General features: G+C 34.5%; 18 protein-coding genes. 7 read left to right on the top strand and 11 right to left on the bottom strand.

Going from position 1 to position 20506, the window contains the following annotated elements; all coding sequences use genetic code 11:
- Window positions 1-41 precede the first annotated feature (41 nt).
- Both AC5YGG_RS17045 and recG read left to right on the top strand, forming a co-directional pair.
- A complete protein-coding gene (locus tag AC5YGG_RS17045; protein ID WP_496145647.1) occupies window positions 42-575 on the top strand; it encodes a thioredoxin family protein in 534 nt (177 codons plus the stop codon).
- A 135-nt stretch (window positions 576-710) separates the two neighbouring features.
- On the top strand, window positions 711-2798 hold the full coding sequence (gene recG / locus AC5YGG_RS17040) for an ATP-dependent DNA helicase RecG (RefSeq protein ID WP_496145646.1): 2088 nt from the start codon (window positions 711-713) through the stop codon (window positions 2796-2798).
- Window positions 2799-3399: 601 nt separating this feature from the next.
- Here recG and AC5YGG_RS17035 read toward each other — a convergent pair.
- From AC5YGG_RS17035 to dapA, 4 genes are all read right to left on the bottom strand, one after another.
- The gene (locus AC5YGG_RS17035; protein WP_496145645.1) at window positions 3400-3846 is read right to left on the bottom strand and encodes a response regulator; all 447 of its coding nucleotides are present in this window, start codon (window positions 3844-3846) and stop codon (window positions 3400-3402) included.
- A complete protein-coding gene (locus AC5YGG_RS17030) occupies window positions 3839-4420 on the bottom strand; it encodes a helix-turn-helix domain-containing protein (RefSeq protein WP_496145644.1) in 582 nt (193 codons plus the stop codon). The genes AC5YGG_RS17035 and AC5YGG_RS17030 overlap by 8 nt, the downstream gene beginning before the upstream one ends.
- Before the next feature lie 293 nt (window positions 4421-4713).
- Entirely contained in the window at window positions 4714-5217 is a 504-nt protein-coding gene (locus tag AC5YGG_RS17025; protein ID WP_496145643.1) for a GNAT family N-acetyltransferase, read from the bottom strand.
- Window positions 5218-5352: 135 nt separating this feature from the next.
- Complete coding sequence (gene dapA, locus AC5YGG_RS17020) at window positions 5353-6225, bottom strand: 4-hydroxy-tetrahydrodipicolinate synthase (RefSeq protein WP_496145642.1); 873 nt, start codon at window positions 6223-6225, stop codon at window positions 5353-5355.
- Between the two features lie 195 nt (window positions 6226-6420).
- Here dapA and AC5YGG_RS17015 point away from each other — a divergent pair, with 195 nt between their 5' ends.
- From AC5YGG_RS17015 to recO, 4 genes are read left to right on the top strand one after another with little or no spacing between them, the layout of a single operon-like run.
- Complete coding sequence (locus tag AC5YGG_RS17015) at window positions 6421-7179, top strand: 5'-nucleotidase C-terminal domain-containing protein (protein WP_496145641.1); 759 nt, start codon at window positions 6421-6423, stop codon at window positions 7177-7179.
- Window positions 7179-8129 carry a bifunctional metallophosphatase/5'-nucleotidase gene (locus tag AC5YGG_RS17010; RefSeq protein WP_496145640.1) on the top strand — a complete coding sequence of 317 codons (951 nt, stop codon included), beginning with the start codon at window positions 7179-7181 and terminating at the stop codon, window positions 8127-8129. The genes AC5YGG_RS17015 and AC5YGG_RS17010 overlap by 1 nt, the downstream gene beginning before the upstream one ends.
- Window position 8130: 1 nt before the next feature.
- On the top strand, window positions 8131-10386 hold the full coding sequence (gene porZ / locus AC5YGG_RS17005) for a type IX secretion system anionic LPS delivery protein PorZ (protein WP_496145639.1): 2256 nt from the start codon (window positions 8131-8133) through the stop codon (window positions 10384-10386).
- Window positions 10386-11072: a DNA repair protein RecO gene (gene recO / locus AC5YGG_RS17000; protein WP_496145638.1), complete on the top strand. Its 687-nt coding sequence runs from the start codon at window positions 10386-10388 to the stop codon at window positions 11070-11072. The genes porZ and recO overlap by 1 nt, the downstream gene beginning before the upstream one ends.
- Before the next feature lie 14 nt (window positions 11073-11086).
- On the opposite strand, the gene AC5YGG_RS16995 is transcribed toward recO, so the two are convergent.
- The 4 genes from AC5YGG_RS16995 to AC5YGG_RS16980 form a co-directional block, all read right to left on the bottom strand.
- Complete coding sequence (locus AC5YGG_RS16995; protein ID WP_496145637.1) at window positions 11087-13753, bottom strand: MGH1-like glycoside hydrolase domain-containing protein; 2667 nt, start codon at window positions 13751-13753, stop codon at window positions 11087-11089.
- A gap of 44 nt (window positions 13754-13797) precedes the next feature.
- Window positions 13798-14607 (bottom strand): glucose 1-dehydrogenase, encoded by an 810-nt coding sequence (locus tag AC5YGG_RS16990; RefSeq protein WP_496145636.1) that lies wholly within the window; start codon window positions 14605-14607, stop codon window positions 13798-13800.
- 72 nt (window positions 14608-14679) lie between these two features.
- Entirely contained in the window at window positions 14680-15156 is a 477-nt protein-coding gene (locus tag AC5YGG_RS16985; RefSeq protein WP_496145635.1) for a GNAT family N-acetyltransferase, read from the bottom strand.
- 3 nt (window positions 15157-15159) lie between these two features.
- Entirely contained in the window at window positions 15160-15777 is a 618-nt protein-coding gene (locus tag AC5YGG_RS16980; protein WP_496145634.1) for a DUF1684 domain-containing protein, read from the bottom strand.
- A 133-nt stretch (window positions 15778-15910) separates the two neighbouring features.
- Between AC5YGG_RS16980 and AC5YGG_RS16975 the strand changes: the two genes are divergently transcribed.
- Complete coding sequence (locus AC5YGG_RS16975; protein ID WP_496145633.1) at window positions 15911-17491, top strand: GMC family oxidoreductase N-terminal domain-containing protein; 1581 nt, start codon at window positions 15911-15913, stop codon at window positions 17489-17491.
- A 1-nt stretch (window position 17492) separates the two neighbouring features.
- On the opposite strand, the gene AC5YGG_RS16970 is transcribed toward AC5YGG_RS16975, so the two are convergent.
- The 3 genes from AC5YGG_RS16970 to mqo all read right to left on the bottom strand — a co-directional run bounded on the left by AC5YGG_RS16970 (window position 17493) and on the right by mqo (window position 20337).
- Entirely contained in the window at window positions 17493-18359 is an 867-nt protein-coding gene (locus AC5YGG_RS16970; RefSeq protein WP_496145632.1) for an AadS family aminoglycoside 6-adenylyltransferase, read from the bottom strand.
- Between the two features lie 8 nt (window positions 18360-18367).
- A complete protein-coding gene (locus tag AC5YGG_RS16965) occupies window positions 18368-18769 on the bottom strand; it encodes a hypothetical protein (RefSeq protein WP_496145631.1) in 402 nt (133 codons plus the stop codon).
- A gap of 62 nt (window positions 18770-18831) precedes the next feature.
- A complete protein-coding gene (gene mqo / locus AC5YGG_RS16960; RefSeq protein ID WP_496145630.1) occupies window positions 18832-20337 on the bottom strand; it encodes a malate dehydrogenase (quinone) in 1506 nt (501 codons plus the stop codon).
- Window positions 20338-20506: the final 169 nt, after the last annotated feature.

The raw sequence follows: 20506 nt of genomic DNA, 5'->3' as shown, positions 1-20506 counted from the left end.
AAAATAAGTAATTATGCTTATTTTTACGTAAATATCAAATTATGAAAAAAATTTTAAGCATAGTTCTCTTATTATTACTAAACTTTAGTTTTGCACAAACTCAATGGATGACTATTGAAGAGGCTTTAAAAGCTCAAAAAGAAAATCCAAAAAAAATTCTTATTGATTTTTATGCAGACTGGTGTGGACCCTGTAAGATTATGGATAAAAAAACTTACGGACATCCGGTACTTTCACAAATTTTAAATGAGAATTTTTACCCTGTAAAATTTAACGCAGAAGAAAAAAAGAGTATTGAAATTTTTGGAAGAACATTTTCTAATCCAAATACAGAACAGAAAAAAGGAAGAAATTCGCTACATGAATTCACTCAATATATGAATGTAGGTGCTGTTCCAAGTACTGTATTTCTGGATGAGCATGGTGATCCGATCACTATTCTTCAGGGGGAATTATCTGCCAAAGAGCTGGAACCTTATCTGGAACTGATCTCGAAGGATCTCTTTAAGAAAATTCGTACGAGAGAACAATGGGAAGATTACCAGAAGAAATTCAAATCTAAAATCAAAGAGTAAGCTGTTTAAGTTTCAACCTTTGAATTATACCTATAAAACATAAGACTTTCAATTTTTTTTGGAAGTCTTTTTTATTTTACCGAAATTCGAACCTTTGTTTTTCATACAACATTCGATTCCCGAATCTGAGATAAAATGACTTTAGAAACTTCCATAGAATATGTAAAAGGAATAGGTCCGGAAAGAGCCAAACTCATTAAAAATGTGTTGGGATTATCCACTGTAGAGGATATGCTGAACTTTTATCCTATCCGTTATCTGGATAAAAGTAAAATCTATAAAATTTCTCAGCTTCATGAGGAAACCAGTCAGGAAATACAGTTTAAAGGAAAAATCACCCAGGTTCAGGAAATCCAGACCGGAAAAACCAAGAGATTAACGGCAAAATTCAATGATGATACAGGAAGTATGGATCTTGTGTGGTTTCAGTATTCAAAATGGCTGAAAGAACAGCTTCCCATTAATCGGGAGGTTTATATTTTCGGAAAAATCAATGTTTTCAACCGCCAGTTTTCGATGCCACATCCTGAAATTGAGGCAGAAGAAAAAAAAGAAGGAGAAACCCGTTTAAAGCCCATTTATCCAAGTTCTGAGAAGCTTACCAAAAGAGGTCTTAACCAAAGGTTTTTTCAAAATGCATTAAGAAATATCTGTAAAGAAATCCCTAATCTTATTGAGGAAAACTTCCCGGAATACTTAATGAAGACCTTTAAATTCATGTCACGGCAGCATGCTTTTCTGAACGTACATTTTCCAAAAGATGTAGAGCATTTTGATAAGGCTGACTTCCGTTTAAAATTTGAGGAATCTTTTTTCTTTCAGTTAGGATATGGATTAAAAAAACTTCATCATAAAACCCAGTCATTTGGAAATCCGTTTCCTATTATCGGTGATCATTTCAATAATTTCTATGAAAATCATCTTCCGTTTGAGCTTACCGGTGCTCAAAAAAGAGTGTTAAAGGAAATCCGTATGGATATGAAAAGACCTATTCAGATGAACAGGCTTTTGCAGGGAGATGTAGGCTCAGGAAAAACAATGGTTGCCCTGCTTACAATGCTTATTGCTATGGATAATGATTTTCAGAGCTGTATAATGGCTCCTACTGAAATTCTGGCACAGCAACATTATAATGGAATAAAGGATCTTTTAGAAGGAACAGAAATCAATGTCCGACTTTTAACAGGTTCTACTAAGGCTTCTGAGAGAAGAATCATTCATGAAGAGCTTGAAAACGGAAATCTATCCATACTTGTCGGAACTCATGCTGTACTTGAGGATAAAGTTAAATTCAAAAACCTTGGGCTAGCCATTATTGATGAACAGCATCGATTTGGTGTAGCACAAAGAGCTAAGCTTTGGGCAAAGAATAAAATTCCGCCCCATATTCTGGTTATGACAGCAACGCCTATACCGAGAACCCTTGCTATGAGCTTTTATTCCGATCTTGATGTTTCGGTGATTGATGAAATGCCTGTGGGAAGAAAGCCTATCATTACGGCTCACAGACGTGAAAAGGACAGATTGTATGTATATAATTTCTGTAAGGATGAAATAAAGAAAGGAAGACAGGTTTATTTTGTTTATCCATTGATCGAAGAATCAGAAACCTTAGATTATAAAAACCTGATGGAGGGTCTTGAACATGTCATGGATTTCTTCTCGGATTATAACGTTACCATGTTACACGGGAAAATGAAACCAGACGAGAAAGATGCTGCAATGAATTATTTTGCCTCCGGAAAAGCTGAAATTATGGTTGCTACCACCGTAATTGAAGTTGGAGTCAATGTTCCCAATGCTTCTGTAATGGTGATTGAAAGTTCTGAAAGATTCGGACTTTCTCAGCTTCATCAGCTTAGAGGACGTGTAGGAAGAGGTGCTGAACAGAGTTACTGCATCCTGATGACCTCCGATAAATTATCTAAAGAAAGCAGAACCCGTATTAAAACAATGACTGAGACCAATGACGGTTTTAAAATTTCTGAAGTAGATATGCAGCTTCGTGGTCCCGGTGATATCCTGGGAACCCAGCAAAGTGGTGTTGTAGATTTTAAAAGGCTGGATCTGGTGAAAGATTCGGTAATTATTAAAACAACAAAAAATACTGTTGATAAAATTCTGGAAGCCGATCCTATGCTTACAAGACAGGATAATCTGATAATCAAAAATTATTACATTAAGTACTACAAAGGAAAAAATAAGTGGAGTAAGATTTCATAAAAAAACCGCAGAAAATATTTCCTGCGGTCCCCTTATAAAACTGTTATTTAGAAGAAATTACTTTTGGTCTGTTTAAAAAATTTATTTTAATAGTTTAGGCTTAATATTTTGTGATGTGGTGTGAAAATATCTATATATTATTTGAAATAAGTAATAGCCACAACTATTAAAATAAATTATAAAAAACAAAATGAATTACGTTTCCAATTTGCTTATTATAAAAACTAACTGTTGTTTAGCTGGAGATGAGGGAATGAAACGAATAAAAATATCTCCAACTACTTCAAGTTTTCATGATTGTACCGTTTTGTTTAAAGATCTTCTATGCTTTAAAATTGGAAATTAATATAATTCATTTTGTTAAACATCGTGATTTATATTTTTTGTTTTTTAGAAACAATTACTTCTCATTTCATCTGTATCTTATTGTATATGATCAAATTTGTGTCTGAGTTTACATTTACAAAGGTCAAGATATTAATTGAGAGTTTCTTTATATTATTTCAATTATTAGTTATAAAATTTTCACTTATTTGTGAATAGTATGCAATAAATACAACCTTTCCGATTCCAATATTAAACTCTTAAAACTGTTTATTCATTAAACTTTAAGAATGAAATTTTCCTTATTTAAGCCTGAGGTATGATATTGCCAATTTATAGTAATAATATCTGTAAGCGTCTTCTTCAGGTCCTTAAAATCTTCAGGTTTTTTCATACAAATATTCGCTCCTCTTACAAAAATATCTTCAATTTCAGATTCATCAAACTGTTGAGAATAGATTGTCGTTACCATATTGTTGAACTTATCATTTCTCTTAAGCTCATCAATACATTCCAAACTGTTTTTCTCAGCTATTTCATGTTGAATGAAAACAATTTCAGGAATCATGGCATCATCATTATTTAAATATTCCATTAATCTCTGTCCGTTACTGAAGAACTGAACTTTTATAGAAATTTTCAGCTCTTTAAAAATGCTTTTAAAAAAAATTAATGTGTTTTCATTGTTATCTGCTACTATTACGTTCAGAAATTCTTTATTCATACTGCATTTTAGGATTTGTTACCGTACTCTGGAATCTTCTTCTTTTTCCTATAATCTTTTGAAACTGGGATGGTGTGATTCCCGTTGTATTTTTAAACTGTGTACTTAGATGTGCCACACTTGAATAATTCAGTTTGTGGGCAATTTCTGTAAGACTTTGCTTATTTCTTATGATCAAAGCCTTTGCATGTTCAATTTTCTGTAGAATAATAAAGTTTTCTATAGAAGTAAAGGCTACTTCTGAAAATAAGTTGGAAAGATATCCATAGCTGTGATTCAGTTTTTCAGCAATGTAAATGGATGCTTTTACAGGAATTATCTCATCAGAAAAGACAAGCTCTACAATGGCATCTTTTATTTTCTGTACCAAAGCCGTTTTTTGGCTTTCTATGATTTCTATGCCATAATCTTCAAGATTCTTCTTAAAAAGATTATGTTGTTCCTGGGTAAAGGGTTCATAAAATTCTACCTCACCGAAGTTCAGCAACCGGTATTTCAACCCATGTTCCTTGAGTTTCTCGTCCAATACCTTCTTGCAGAGGGCATTGAAGTCAAATTTTACGTACATTTTCATCCTAGTATATGTAAGTCATTATTTTTAGTAAATATAATAATTTATTTCAATTAAAAGTGAAATAGTGGTATATTTTTTTAACTTTGCTTCTACACAAAAAAACTCCTGTATTACTGAATACAGGAATTTAAACACTAAGGATGAAAAAAATATACTGATAAAAAGCTGAATCAGCTCAAACCAAGCATATGAATGTATTGTTATAAGTGATTTGGTTCTGAAGCAAAGATCATTCAAAAAAAGAAATCACTTGTTATAGAATTACAGGATAAAGTTACAAAATTTTAAGTCAATCATTCGTGAATTAGAAATTCCATTAAGTAATCATCCATCACAAATCCATTTCCGATATTAAAAACGCCTTCATCATATACTTTGTAACCTTGTGATTCATAGAATTTTCTGGCTTCATTGTATTTATTTACATTCAGGATAATTCTTTTATTGCCATTTTCTGATACTTTTTCATTTAAAAACTGAAGTGCTCCTTTTCCCATCCCTTTTCCTTTACTTTCCGGAACCAGATAAATACGATGCAATTTAGTTGTCTGAGGCTCATAATTATGCTGATAACCAACAAATCCTTCATAAGAATTGTTTACATCATCCTGAATAAGATAATAATGATAATCAGGGTTTTGAAAATGGTTTTTAATTTCAGCTTCGGAATACATTTCAGAGAGCATATATTCCATTTGTTCTTTAGAAAGAATCTCGGCATAAGCCTTTTCCCATGATCTTCTTGCCAGATCCTGAATAAGCGGAATATCTTTTTCTGTTGCTTTTATTAATTTCATGATTTTATAATTATGATTAAAAAAAGTGAAAAGTATAAACTTTCCACTTTATGATTATTTTGGTTATGAATGATCAATTTCACATATTTTAAATTTGATATTAAAACATCACTTTTGATCATTATCATTCTGTCATTAAATATTTGCCATTTCAGCTTTAATTTTTGCTGTCAATCCTTCTGAGGCAGCAACTAAAGGAAGTCTAAGATAGTTTTTGATGATTCCTTTTTCAGCCAATACTACTTTGATACCACAAGGGTTTCCTTCTGCAAAAATCAAGCGGGTGATCTCAACTAGTTTGTTGTGGATCTCATATGCTTCTTTTACTTTACCATCAAAAGCCAATTGTACCATAGTAGAGAATTCTTTAGGATATCCTTGTCCTATTACAGAAATTACTCCATTTCCTCCTGCTAAAGTTACAGGAAGTGTATACTCATCATCTCCGGAAACTAAAAAGAAGCCTTCAGGTTTTTTTCTAAGAATATCAAAATATTGTAGAATATTCGGAGCTGCTTCTTTAATCATCAATAGATTCGGAAATTCTTTTGCAAGACGAATCGTAGTATCTGCATCAATATTCTGTCCTGTTCTGGAAGGAACATTATAGATGATGATATTTTTACCTGTAGACGCTAACGCCTTATAATGTTGATAAAGTCCTTCCTGATTAGGTTTATTATAGTAAGGAGATACCGAAAGTACAGCTTCAAATGCTGAAAGATCAGCTTCCTCGATCTGTTTCTTGACTTCAAGAGTATTGTTACCGCCAATCCCTAATACAAGTGGAAGACGTTTATTATTCACCTTAATGATATGCTCAATTACCTGTTTCTTCTCATCATCAGAAAGCGTAGCGGCTTCTGCCGTAGTTCCCAATACCACCAAATAATTGGTTCCGTTATCGATGTTATATTCAATCAGTTTTGTTAAACTGTCGAAGTCAACGGATAAATCTTCATTAAAGGGTGTTACCAATGCAACACCTACTCCTTTTAAAATGCTCATCTGTTAGAATTATTTTTGTCAAATTTAATAATTTACAGTAAGAATTTGTAATAAATAATAATGTTTTATTATACATATAGTTATATTTGCATGTACTAAAAGATATTATGAAATTGCCATAACTGAAATTGTTTGCAAAAAACACAGAAAGAACCGGCGATTACATATAACCTTATGAAAAATAATTTGCAGTATATGAAAAATAAATTCTTGTTATTAGGAATTGCTCTGGTATCTCTTACAGCATGCAAAACGGCTTCTGCCCCACAGCTTGCCAATGTAAAGCCCCAGAAAAACATTTCTATTAATAATGAGCTAAAAAATGATGAGGAGTTTGTAAAATTTATTGAACCTTATAAGCAAAAGCTGGATCAGGAAATGAATCAGAAGATCTCACACACTAACGTAGATCTTACTAAGCAAGGGGATAATAGTAATTTGGGAAATCTTTTAGCTGATTATACACTTCAAGGAGGTGACGTATGGACAAAAGCTAATCTGAAGCAAACGGTAGATGCAGCTTTAATTAACATTGGAGGAATCCGTACGACTATTGGGAAAGGTGATATCATGCTGAAAAATGTTTTTGAGGTAATGCCTTTCGAAAATGAGCTGATCATTGTAAAAATGAAAGGGGCTGATTTACCGGGACTTTTTGAATATTACGCTAAAACACAGGTGAATAATCCAGTAGCTCAATTGTATATTGAAACCAAAGACGGACAACTAACCCAATCTTTAATCAACGGAAAAAAAGTAGATCCGAATAAAGACTACTATATCGCTACTTCAGACTATCTTGCGCTGGGAGGTGATAATATGAAGTTTTTTTCGAAAGGAGAAGCTATTCCGACGGGAATAAAACTTAGGGATTTATACATTGAATATTTCAAGAAAAATCCTGAAATTATACCTGCAACAGATGTTCGTTTAAATTTTATTGGTAAAAAGTAATGGATAGAAAAAGTTTCTTAAAAGCAATAGGTGGTGGATCTTTAGCAATGGCTTTAGCTCCCAATATGATGATGGCGGAAGAGTTGAAAATGCTTGACTTAAAATCCGCAAATAAACTAACCATCCTCCATACCAATGATCAGCATAGCCGAATAGAACCTTTTGATGCAAGCTATACAAAAAATCCTAATCAGGGAGGGTTTGCAAGAAGGGCTAGCTTAATTCAGCAAATCAGAAGTCAGGAGAATAATGTATTATTGCTTGACTCAGGTGATATTTTCCAGGGAACACCCTATTTCAACTTTTTTGGTGGTGAGCTGGAGTTCAAATTAATGTCCATGATGAAGTACGATGCTTCCACCATGGGAAATCATGATTTCGATAACGGATTGGAAGGCTTCTTAAAAGTTCTTCCAAATGCAAAATTCCCGTTCATCTGCTCAAATTATGATTTTAAAAATACCATATTGGATGGTAAAACGTCTCCATACAAGATTTTTAATAAAAACGGAATCAAAGTAGGAATTTTTGGGGTAGGAATTGAGCTGGATGGTCTTGTAGGAAAAAAACAATATGGAGAAACGGTTTATTCTAATCCGATAGATGTGGCACAACATTATTCTAACTTTCTGAAAAATGATCAGAAATGTGATCTTGTGATCTGCCTTTCACACATTGGATATGATTATAAAGACGAACCGAACAAAATAAGTGATAAAATTTTAGCAGCCAGCACAGAAAATATTGATATTATTCTTGGCGGGCATACTCATACTTTCTTACCGGAACCACAAACTTTCACCAACAGACAAGGCAAAAATGTTCTTGTGAATCAGGTTGGATGGGCTGGACTTCTTTTGGGTAGGATAGATTTTTATTTTGACACAAACAAAAACGTAAAGCATATTTCCTGGAATAATCAGGCAATAGACAGCAGTATAATAGCATAACATGAAAAAACTCTCAATAATTTCTCTTGGTATTTTAGCATCCTTGCAGTTTACAAAAGCTCAGGTGATTTCATCAAAAAAATGGGCGGATCATTTTTCCTATAATAATGTCTTAGCAATGAAAGAAGACAACGGAAAAATAATAGCTGCTACCGAAAACGGAATTTTCTATTATACAATATCCTCAGGAGAAATTACGAAGTTATCAAAAGCTAACGGTCTTCATAATATCGGAATAACAGCCTTTGATTATGATCCTAAGAGCAAAATAGGTGTTATAGGCTACTCAAACGGTTCTATGGATGTTATCACGCCTAACGAAATTAAATATATCGTAGATATTCCTATTGCTGCTGGATACAATGGTAACAAAAAAATCAACCATATTTCAATTACGGGGGATCAGGCGGTAATTTCCGTAGGATATGGAGTTTCTATATTTAATATAAAAAAGAAAGAATTCGGCGACTCTGCATTCTTTTTAAATGCAGGTATTTATGAAGCCAGCAATGAAGCTACCATATTTGGTAACAAAGTTTACTCTGTTACCAATACAGGTTTGAAAAGCCATGAGCTGAATACTACTTTCCCTGTTTTTTCAACATGGACTACTGAGATTCCTGGTTCATTCAAGCATATAGATTCTGACACTGATGTAGTATTCTCATCTGCAACCTCTGCTTTTATATACAATAATGGTACACCAATGCCTCTTCCGACTAATTTTGGAGATATTCAGGATATTGTGGTATCACCAGACAATATTGTAGTTACTGACAGCAGAATATATTCTTTTGGCACTAATGGTGTTGCTTTAAATACTGTAGCTCTGGGAGAACAGTGCAATACAGCCATATCAGCAAATGGAAAAATATTTGGAGGAACAGTACTTTCCGGAATAAAAGATGAAGGAAATAATATTTATAAACCATCAGGACCACAGTTCAATTTTGCGTATAAAATAAATCTCTACGATAACAATCAGCTATTGGTCTCAAGTGGTGCAAGAGCAGAAAGATATAATGATGCTGTATTTAATTCTAAAAGACCTGGATTTTATTATTTTAACGGTTCAGAATGGATTTATTCTTCTTATTTCAAAACTTTTACCGGAGAGCTAAACATCCTAGATGCTATATTAAATCCTCTTGATAACAACGAGGTACTTTTTTCCAACTATACGTATAATAGTCAGGGAGTTTATAAAATGAAATACAACGCAGGAAGTAAAGATTTTGAATTTGTAAAACGTTATGATCTTCAGGCTACAGCTTATGGACGTCGTACGGTAGGTCTTGCTACTGATTCTAAAAATAATATTTTCGCAACAACCGCTTTTAGTAATGGTTCATCATCAGTAGCAATTTATGACAAATCTAAGGATGACTTTTTTCATAAAGAACTTTCTTTAAAGAGTACTTCCATACAAAAACCCATTGTTTATGAAAACATGTTATGGATAGCTTTACCAAGATCCAATAACTTTTGGGTGTACGACTACAAAGATGCTCTTAATGTTTCTGATGACAACGATTATATCTTAAGAGAGGCAAACGGATTTGCTGCTAATGCATCTGGATCAATATCGGTAGCCATTGATAAATCCGGTGACGCATGGATAGGTACTGATAGTGGATTAAGAATAGTACCTAATGCTGCATCTGAGATCAAAAATCCTGATGTAAAGGTAAATCCTATTATAATTGAACAAAATGGCTTAGGAGAAGAGCTTTTCAGAGATTCAAATATTCTTCAAATCGAAGTGGATGGAGGGGATTACAAATGGGTTTCTGTAGATGGTGGTGGTGTATATTATCTATCTGCCGATGGACAAAAGACCATAAAACATTTCACCATGCAAAACTCACCTCTTCCTACTAATAGTGTTACAGATATAAAAGTAGATAAAAAGACAGGTAAGGTATATTTTGTTACTTATAATGGTATTGTAACCTATCAGAGTGATATTTCGGAAGTAAATTCTAATTTCGGAGATGTGGTGGTTTATCCTAACCCTGTTGTTTATTCTAACTTCAAAGGAAAAGTTACCATTAAAGGACTTGCCGAAAAGACCAATATAAGAATTGCAGATGCAGCAGGAAATGTAGTACATTCGGCAGTAGCGAGAGGAGGTTATTATGAATGGGATCTTAATAATCAGAAAGGTAACAGAGTGGCGTCAGGAATCTATTTTGTATTAATGACCAATGAAGATGGCTCTGATAAAGCTACAGCCAAAATAGGGGTAGTTAATTAATGAATTCACAACACGGTTTTTTACTGTCATTTATAAAATATGGGGAAAATGATGCAGTATTGCATTGTTTTACTGAAGAGGACGGCTTTCAGTCTTATTTCCTGAAGGGAATTTATTCAAAAAGGAATAAAAAGAAAGCCTTCCTGCAACCCTTGAATAAACTTAGCTTTACGATCAATCCTGCAAGAGGAAACGGTATACCTTCAATTTCAAAATTTGAACTGGTAAAAGATCACGATATCTACACCGATATCAAAGCCAATACTGTGATATTCTTTATTTCAGATTTTCTGAACCAAATTCTTAAGTTTGAGAATAAAAATTCTAAGATTTTTCTTAGTATTGAAAGGTTTATCGAAGAATTGGGAAGCAAAAATTATCAGTGCCATTTACTTTTTTTAATCGCAATTTTAAAAGTACAGGGAGTAGCTCCATTAGTTGGCGAAGGTAAATTTTTAGATCCTGAAACCGGAACTTTTTCCATCACCTCTACTCATCAACTGTTCAATGAAGATATTTCCGAGATATGGAAAAGTGCTCTTTGCGCTGAAAATTTTTATACAGTAAAAATACATTCATCAATAAGAAAAGACTTTATGGACAGCCTTTTGGTCTATTATCATTACCATATTACAGATTTTAAAAACCCCGCTTCTCTGGAAGTGATCCAGCAAATATTTGAGTAGGAAAAAAGTAAGTACTATTCCTTTGTTTTTTCAATATCTTCAGGCATTTCAGTTTCGGATTCTGCGATTTCTTTTTTGGAAAATCTGGGTTGTAAAATCTTTGCAATAAGCCCCGTCCAGCCTGTTTGATGAGACGCTCCTACTCCACGTCCATTGTCTCCATGAAAATATTCATAGAATAAAATATAATCTTTGAAATCAGGATCTGTCTGAAATCTTTCGTACTGACCATGAACAGGACGTTTTCCGTTTTCATCTTTTAAAAACAGCTTAGTCAATCTTTTATTCAAAGCATCTGCAATCTGGTCCAAATTCATATAATTTCCGCTTCCTGTAGGATATTCCACTAAAAAATCAGGGCTGTAATAAAAGAAAAAACGTTGAAGGCTATCTATAATTAAAAAGTTTATAGGAAACCAAACCGGTCCGCGCCAATTGCTATTTCCTCCAAACAATCCGCTATCACTCTCTGCAGGAGTATATTTTACACAATAATCGGTTTCGTTGAGATTAAGGGTATACGGATTCTGTTCATATTCTTTGGATAATGCTCTGACGCCATAATCACTTAAAAACTCATCCGGATTCAGCATTCTTTTTAATAATCTCTTCAGCCGATGTCCTCTAAGCAGGGATAAAAGGTGCTTAGAATCCTGTCCTTTCACTTCCCATCTGGAAACTAAAGCAGCCAATTCGGGCTTATTATCCAATACCCATTTCATTCTTTTCTTAAAATTAGGCAGGTTTTCAATCATTTCGTCATCAATTACCTCAACCGCAAACATAGGAATCAAGCCTACAATTGTTCTTAATCTTAGATACATATGAGTTCCGTCACTTGAAGCAATAGCATCATAAAAGAATTCATCTTCTTCATCCCATAAACTGAAATTTTCTTCTCCCATATTATCCAAAGAATGGGCAATGCTTAAAAAATGTTCAAAAAACTTCATTGCCATTTCTTCATATACATTATTATATAAAGCAAGCTCCAAAGCTATTCTCATCATATTCAAGGCAAACATAGCCATCCAGCTGGTACCATCAGACTGCTCCAGCTGCTCTCCGTTAGGAAGAACAGAATTCCGGTCAAACACCCCAATATTATCCAGTCCTAAAAATCCTCCCTCAAAAATGTTATTCCCATTGATATCTTTTTTATTTACCCACCAGGTAAAGTTCATCAGCAATTTTTGAAAAGCACTTTCGAGAAATTCCAGATCTGGTTTATCCTTTAAATATTCATCTATTTTAAATACTCTGAAAACAGCCCAAGCATGAACCGGAGGATTTACATCACTAAAGTTCCATTCATAGGCGGGAAGCTGTCCATTAGGATGCATATACCATTCAAACAGGAAAAGTTTCAGTTGATGCTTCGCAAAATCAGGGTCTATTAATGAAAAACTGATCGTATGAAAAGCAAGATCCCATGTTGCATACCAAGGATATTCCCATTTGTCAGGCATAGAGATAATATGCTCATTATTCAGGTGCTTCCAATCGTAGTTTCTTATTTTTTCGCGGGATTTAGCTGGTGCTATTTCTGCAGGATCTCCTTTCAGCCATTTTTCAACATTATAATGATAAAACATTTTATTCCAGAGCATACCTGCAAAAGCCTGTCTCTGAATCAGTTTTTCGTCTTCAGACTGAATGCCTTTCTGAACTTCACTGTAAAATTCATCTGCTTCCTGAATTCTTAGATCAAAAATGGAACTAAAATCTTTAAAAGGTTCTTCTAAATCCTTTTCTGTAAGCCTGAACTCAAATATTTTAGATTCCTGGGCATAAAAAGTTTCATCAATAAAAAACGAAGCCTTGGTTCCCTGATTCTGAGGATTAACAGATTGTGAGTTTCCATTCAATACAAAATCATTGATTCCATCTTTACAATACTGAGTGGTATTTTCCGACTGGTAAAGCCTTTGGTTATTGGTTTCATTATTACAGAATAAAACCTCTGAGGTCTGTCCTGCATATACATTCCTGATCTCAATATCTTTATGATCAATCTTAATATGATTGGTTTTCTCAGCATATAACTGAGGTTTATAATCATCATACCCCCAATTCCAGGTATTTCGAAACCATATTGTGGGTAGAATCACCAGATCAGCTTCTTTCTCTGATTTATTTTTTACCGTTAATTTAACCAAAATATCACTCTGACTTTCTTTTGCGTATTCAATGAAAATATCAAAATATTCATTTTGATCGAGAATTCCTGTATCAATTAGCTCATATTCAGGTTCATCTTTACCTCTTCTGGCATTAACAGTAATTAAATCTTCATATGGAAAAGCATTTTGCGGATATTTATACAGCATTTTCATATAGGAATGCGTAGGCGTGGAATCCAGATAATAAAAATACTCTTTTACATCTTCTCCATGATTTCCCTGCCCATTCGTAAGACCAAAGAATCGCTCTTTTATCATTTTATCTTTCTTATTCCAAAAACCAATAGAGAATACAAGTTTTTGAAGATCATCACAGATGCCACAGATTCCTTCTTCTCCCCATCTGTAGGTTTTAGCTTCCGCAGTATCGTGATTGGTATAGTTCCAGGCATCACCATTTTCACTGTAGTCCTCGCGCACAAGTCCCCATTCCCGGTTACTTACATAGGGTCCCCATTTTTTCCATGAGACATCTGAAACTCTTTGTTTTTCTGACATAAGCGATAATTATGAATAATGAATAATTGTTGAGCAGTCAACTTTTAGCCTCCTGTAGAAAAGCTTTCGAACGTAGTCATTCCTCCATCGATGAAAATGCTGGTTCCTGAAATATAATCTGCGAGATCACTGGCTAAAAAAGCCGTCATATTTCCAATATCTTGCGGTTGCCCAATTCTATTATAAGGAATCAAATTAAGTAAAGAATTCAATGCTTGTGGGGTATCCCATGCATTTTTATTGATTGGAGTCTGAATCGCTCCGGGACAAATAGAGTTAACACGTATTTTATCGGCTCCATATTCTTGAGCTAATGTTTGCATCAGCATTCTCACAGCTCCTTTACTTGCGGCATAATTGGCATGTCCAGCCCAGGGAATAATTTCGTGTACAGAACTGATATGAATGATCTTACCACAGGCAGCTGAACGTTCCGGAACAATTCCCCGACGTAAAAACTCTTTGATTGCTTCTCTCGCACAAAGAAACTGTCCTGTTAAATTCACTCCTATCACGGCATTCCACTGTTCTAAGGTCATTTCTGTGAATTTAGCATCTTTTTGAATTCCCGCATTATTCACCAGAATATCTACAGTTCCCAGTTGAGAAACTACATCCTGAAACATTTTGACAACCTGATCCTCCTGAGAAACATCACATTGATAGATAATTCCTTTTCCGCCAGTATCAGTAATTTCTTTCAAAACAGCTTCTGCTTCATCATGAGATCTTGGTGAAGAGTGATTGATAACTACTGTGGCGCCTGCTGATGCCAATGATTTTGCTATTCCGGTTCCTATTCCGCTGGAAGCTCCGGTAACGATAGCTACCTGATTATGAAGTGATATTTCCATATTTGTAATTTGATGTTACTCAAAGTTATGGAAAGCAATCACGAGTAAAAAAGTTTTGAATTTAAATTTTTCTTAAAGTTTCTTGTGCATCAGGTATTGAGGTCCGCTTCTGCCTATTCTGGTTTTTCCGTCAAAAATATATCCTGCTTTAAGATAAATATGATAGGCAAGATCATTTTTCTGATTTACGGCGAGAACAATTTCATTACAGTCTTTAAAATTATTTCTGATAAAATCATCCAGGTTCATCATTGCTATTCTTCCCAATCCTTTTCCCTGCATTTCAAGGTTTACAGATAAAGACCTCACCAAAACTGCATGATCATTATCAGTAAGCTCAAACTTATCTTTTCCAAAATCAAGTACGAAGAAACCCGCTATAACATTATCTTCCAGAATAGTAATTGGAAACGCATCATCATCATCTCTTTCACTTATACTTTGCAAAGCCTGTGGAGCTGTAGCTGTGAACTGCAGCTGGCTTTCATCCAACTCATAACTTACTCCGGAAAGATGCTCTTCTGGGTTAAAAAACGATAAATTTACCATAATCTAGTGGTGATAAATATCTTCATACATTACTCCGGCTCTTATCTCTACAGGAAGTTTATTTTCCTCAGGAACAATAGGACAGTTGTAGTCGTAAGCATTATAAGCACAATATGGCTGATAAGATTGATTAAAATCCAAGACAATGGTATTTCCTTTTGGAATCTTTAAGTCCATATATTTCCCACCGCCATAGGTTTCCTTCCCATTGGTTTCATCACGGAATGGCAGAAAAAGATCATCTTTATATTTTTTCTGCTTGATAAGATCTAAACTTTGATATAAAGTAAGAGTATAAGGCTTGCCCTTTAATTCAAAAGTAACTTTCCCATATTCCTTATAAGATTTGGTCTTACCTGAAGAAGTAGGTAACTCAAATGGTTTAGCTCTTTTTGTTTTAAAAAATTTCGCTGTAACTCTATATTTAAAATCATACTGAAAAAAAGGATGTCCTTTAAAATTGGTAAAATTATCGCCACGTAAAGGAGTTGTCTTGGGATTTAAATATTCCGCATCCAGATCTTCTTTGAATTTCTTCATCTCCATAATTTCAGGAGAAACCATTTTTTGAGAAAGTGCCAACAAAGGCAGGAGTAAAAAGATCAATATATATTTTCTCATGAATTTTTAAATTATAAGTAAAATTATGAATTTTTCAGAGGATGAAAAGTTAAAATTGTAATAAAATAACACAATCTGTTTTAAATATAATATCCCTGTATAAATTTAGCATACTTTTTGAGCAGCAATGCGCATGGACAGAAAGAAATTCATCAAGACCAGTGTACTGGCTATTTCCGGTTTTTATTTTCTTCAGTCAGAGCTTTTACAGGCAAATGAACGAAGATTAGATACAATCACAGAACCCACTGAAGCTCCTATCATTATCATTGGAAGTGGGTACGGAGGTGCTGTTTCTGCATTACGTCTTTGTGAAGCCGGAAAAAAAGTTGTTATGCTTGAAATGGGGCTTAATTGGGAAAAATCCGGGATTCCCTATTCAAACCTTTTAAAACCTGGTAAAAGTTCGGCATGGCTAAGAAAGAAAACCATTGCTCCTTTCATGAATCTTTTCTCTTTGACACCTTTCACAGGTATATTGGACCGATTAGAGTTTGATCATATCAATATTTGGATAGGAAGAGGCGTCGGCGGAGGTTCATTAGTAAATGGCGGAATGGCAGTTACTCCCAAAGAAAGTTATTTCAAAGAAGTTTTTTCCAACCTTGATGCTGAAAAGTTTTATAACCATTACTTTCCTTTGGTACGGGAAGAGCTTAAAGTAAATATCATTGATGAACAATTTTTAAAAGACTGTCCTTATTACAAATTTACAAGAGTAGGCGAAGAAGAAGCTCACAAAGCCGGTTTTAAAACAATAAGAGTTCCGAATGTCTATGATTTCAAATACATGGAAAAGGAATACCTGAATGAAGTTCCCCGCTCTGCTCTTAATACTGAAGTCATCTATGGAAATAATCACGGTAAGAACAGCCTGGATAAAACCTACCTTAAAAAGGCAATGGAAACAGGAAATCTTGAAATCCTTGATCTCCATAGAGTGGAACATATTAAATTGAATGATGATAAAAGCTTTACATTAAGTGCTCAACAAATCGATACTTCAGGAAATACAATTGCTGATAAAATTTTCCATTGCAAAAAACTAATTCTCGCCGCCGGAACTATGGGAACTTTACAGCTTTTGTTGGAATCCAATGCTATAAATGATTTTCCTATTCATGAAAAAATAGGCAAAGGCTGGGGTAATAATGGTAATTTTATGACAGGAAGAAACTGGGTAAAACCATTATCGGGAGGTACGGGAACCAAACAATCTACCATTCCCGTGGGTGGAATTGATAATTGGGAGGATCAGGAACATCCTTTTTTCACCGAAATCGCACCTTTACCAATGGGGATGGATGTTGCCACCGCTTTATATTTACTCATCAACAGGGTTGACAAAAAAGGTGAAGTTGCTTACGACAAAAGTAAGCGTGTACTGAAGTTAAACTGGGATGAAAGTAACACGGCAAAGATGAGAGAAAATGCTAAATATTTTGTCAGAAAGATGAATAAAGCCAATGGCGGCACAAGAAGTCATTTTTTATTTAATAATGGTTTTGGTGCAGACATTTGTTATCATCCGCTTGGAGGATGCGTTTTGGGAGAAGCTACCAATGAATTTGGAAAGCTAAAGGATCATGAGAATCTGTATGTTTTAGATGGCTCATTGATTCCCGGAACAATCGGGGTTAATCCATTTGTTACCATTACAGCAATTGCAGAGTATTGTATTGAAAACCTGATTAAGCAGGATGAATTTTCTTAAATTAAGAGTTTTCCTTCACTTCAATAAGATATTTTCTGATGTTCTGTTCGTGTTGCTCAGGATAGGTAAAGTTTAGTTTTTCGGCTAGATGAGTTCCTAATTCATGCACCAGATCAGCAAAGGCAAATAAAGCGGTCCAGTTTTCCTCGATATTGCTTCCGGAAAATGTAGCTTCTACCCTATTCCACAGATCGTCGGAAAGATATTTTTTGAAAAGCCTTCCGTGTTTATTGGTTGTGATATTATTCCAATTATAATCACTTGCGATATACCATTCTATCAACGGAACAAGATAATCTGTACGAAGGATATTTTCAGACATGAATTTAGCATAAAAAATATCACCACGTTTAAGACATTTTGCCACATACGAAGTATCCCACCAGAAATCGTTGAGGAGCTGTTGAAACTTCTTTTCCGTAGGCTGATGAATCATAATGGATTGATAAGTTGGAGACTTTAAGTTCTTCGTTAAACCATCTTTATCCACTAAAACTTTATATCCCAGATCCCAGTCTTCCGGAAGTATTTCTTGCTGAATCTCTTTTGAAAACTCAGATGTTTGATACAGTTTAAAATCAACTTTCACATGATCTTTATACAAAACCATCTTCATAGCATGTTTCCCTTCAAAAACAGAATCATTTTCTTCAACCGTGGAAATTGGTTCTCCGAATAGATTGAGCCATTCATTATTGATCTCGTATGAGGTTCTATTATTAAAAACGAGTTCTACATCAAGGTCACTGAAGTGATCCACAGGAGCATACGGATTCACCAATGAACTTGTCAACAAAGCAGCACGGATGTCCGGATTATTTTCTGCCCATTGAATAATCTGCTCAAGCTTTTCTTCCCTGATCTTCATAGTATTAATTAGTAAGATTCTGATATTTTTACACGATAGACATCTGAAGAATTTCTTTTAATAGATTCCACGAAGAAACCTCCTTCTTCAGGTATAACTTCTTTCAGATCAAAACTTTTACAATCTTTTGGCAAACCCGAAAATATTAAAGTAAACCAAAAATCCTTCATAAAAGGAACCGGTGTCCAATAAGGAGAAATTGAAATATTCTCAGCATGAATCAGTTTACTTCTATGCTCAGACTGATTATCAAAAAGGTAGGTTGAATGCCAGATTCTAATGAGGTTTCCTAAAAATGGTGACGCCGGAAAGCAACAATGTACAATCACCTGTTTCTCTTCTTCTGTTTTTGCCTGAAGAGATTCCAGGAGTTCTTTTGCAATAACCGGTTTTGTGATTACTTCTTCCACCTTTTATATGTAATAAAAACTGAGCAATGGATAGTTCACCTATCCATTGCCCAGCATCAATGTTAATATTCTAATTCCAGTTTTTCTTTTGTGTACGTTCTTACCTGTTCTGTAAGTTCTGGATGTTCTGCTAATTTCTTTCCATAGGAAGGAACCATTTCAAGAAGCTTTTCTCTCCACTCTCCGTTCAGTTTCTCGGGGAAACATTTTTCAAGAACATTCAGCATAGCATATACGGCTGTTGATGCTCCCGGAGAAGCTCCCAATAAAGAAGCAATAGTTCCGTTTTTATTCACAACTACTTCGGTTCCAAACTCAAGTTTCCCTCCTAATTTATCATCTTTTTTGATAATCTGAACTCTTTGTCCTGCTACTTTCAATTCCCAATCTTCTTCTTTGGCATCTTTGATAAATTCTCTTAAGTGTTGAATTCTCTGAGATTTTGTCATCGCTACCTGCTGAATAAGATATTTTGTAAGAGGAATATTGTGCCACCAAGCTCCAAATAAAGATTTAAGGTTCTTAGTATTTACACTTTCAGGTAAGTCAAGATAACTTCCTTCTTTTAAGAATTTTGTTGAGAATCCTGCGAAAGGTCCGAAAAGAAGAGCCTTCTGACCATCAATAATTCTAAGGTCAAGGTGAGGAACAGACATTGGCGGAGCATCTACTGTTGCCTGCGTATATACTTTTGCCTGATGCTTTTCTACCAATTCCTGATTGTGTGTTACCAGCCATTGTCCGGATACCGGAAAACCTCCATATCCTTCACTTTCTTTAATATCTGAACTGTCTAATAACGGAAGAGCATAACCTCCGGCACCGATGAATACAAAATCAGCAGTAACCTCTTGTTTATGGCTATGAATTCTGTCTTTCACTTTCATTTCCCATTTTCCGTCTTCTTTTGGGCTGATATCTTTTACTTCATGATATAAGAAAACCTCAACTTTTGAATCTTCCAACAGGTGTCTTCCCATTTTTCTGGTCAATGTTCCGAAATTAACGTCTGTACCCAAATCCATTTTAGTAGCAGCCATTACTTCAGATTTATTTCTTTTACTCATGACCAATGGAATCCATTCTCTCAGTTTATCGTGATCTGTAGAAAATTCCATTCCTGAGAAAAGAACAGATTCTGACATTTTATCAAAACGTTTTTTAAGATATTCAGCATCTTTTTCTCCAAATACTAAACTCATATGCGGACATGAATTTATAAAGTCCTTTGGTTCGCTGATATAACCTTTTGCCAATAGATAAGCCCAAAATTGTTTGGAGATTTCAAACTGTTCTGCGATGCTTTCTGCTTTTTTGATATCAATACTTCCGTCAGGATTTTCAGGAGTATAATTTAGCTCACAAAATGCGGAGTGCCCTGTTCCGGCGTTGTTCCATGCTGCTGTGCTTTCTTTGGCAAATCTTCCTAGTCTTTCAAAGATGGCAATTTCAAGTGTTGGATCAAATTCATGAAGCAGCGTTGCTAAAGTGGCGCTCATGATTCCGCCGCCTATCAGTACAACGTCGTATTTAGGTTTCGGTGTTCTGCTTGTAAGCGATTGTGACATAATTTTAAATTTTAGTTCAAATTTCGGGAAAAGTTTTAAAAATAGAAACGCGTTTAACGATTTTAACACGTTATTTTTTAAGATAAATACACTTATTAATTATGCAACAAAATGTCATGGAAAGTTTCAATAAAGTTTCATTGAAATGATTAATAAAAACACTTATAAA

It is taken from the genome of Chryseobacterium sp. CS2K3, from assembly GCF_059515185.1.
Note: the sequence above shows the minus strand (reverse complement) of the source record. Positions and strands in the feature narration are given on the sequence as shown.

Coding starts and splice junctions, on each gene's coding strand:
- AC5YGG_RS17025 (WP_496145643.1), bottom strand. CDS start 5,217: ATGAAATTAATAAAAGCAACAGAAAAAGATATTCCGCTTATTCAGGAT.
- AC5YGG_RS17030 (WP_496145644.1), bottom strand. CDS start 4,420: ATGAAAATGTACGTAAAATTTGACTTCAATGCCCTCTGCAAGAAGGTA.
- AC5YGG_RS16980 (WP_496145634.1), bottom strand. CDS start 15,777: ATGAGAAAATATATATTGATCTTTTTACTCCTGCCTTTGTTGGCACTT.
- AC5YGG_RS17015 (WP_496145641.1), top strand. CDS start 6,421: ATGAAAAATAAATTCTTGTTATTAGGAATTGCTCTGGTATCTCTTACA.
- AC5YGG_RS17035 (WP_496145645.1), bottom strand. CDS start 3,846: ATGAATAAAGAATTTCTGAACGTAATAGTAGCAGATAACAATGAAAAC.
- AC5YGG_RS16975 (WP_496145633.1), top strand. CDS start 15,911: ATGGACAGAAAGAAATTCATCAAGACCAGTGTACTGGCTATTTCCGGT.
- AC5YGG_RS16995 (WP_496145637.1), bottom strand. CDS start 13,753: ATGTCAGAAAAACAAAGAGTTTCAGATGTCTCATGGAAAAAATGGGGA.
- mqo (WP_496145630.1), bottom strand. CDS start 20,337: ATGTCACAATCGCTTACAAGCAGAACACCGAAACCTAAATACGACGTT.
- recG (WP_496145646.1), top strand. CDS start 711: ATGACTTTAGAAACTTCCATAGAATATGTAAAAGGAATAGGTCCGGAA.
- AC5YGG_RS16990 (WP_496145636.1), bottom strand. CDS start 14,607: ATGGAAATATCACTTCATAATCAGGTAGCTATCGTTACCGGAGCTTCC.
- AC5YGG_RS16970 (WP_496145632.1), bottom strand. CDS start 18,359: ATGAAGATCAGGGAAGAAAAGCTTGAGCAGATTATTCAATGGGCAGAA.
- AC5YGG_RS17010 (WP_496145640.1), top strand. CDS start 7,179: ATGGATAGAAAAAGTTTCTTAAAAGCAATAGGTGGTGGATCTTTAGCA.
- AC5YGG_RS17045 (WP_496145647.1), top strand. CDS start 42: ATGAAAAAAATTTTAAGCATAGTTCTCTTATTATTACTAAACTTTAGT.
- AC5YGG_RS16985 (WP_496145635.1), bottom strand. CDS start 15,156: ATGGTAAATTTATCGTTTTTTAACCCAGAAGAGCATCTTTCCGGAGTA.
- recO (WP_496145638.1), top strand. CDS start 10,386: ATGAATTCACAACACGGTTTTTTACTGTCATTTATAAAATATGGGGAA.
- porZ (WP_496145639.1), top strand. CDS start 8,131: ATGAAAAAACTCTCAATAATTTCTCTTGGTATTTTAGCATCCTTGCAG.
- dapA (WP_496145642.1), bottom strand. CDS start 6,225: ATGAGCATTTTAAAAGGAGTAGGTGTTGCATTGGTAACACCCTTTAAT.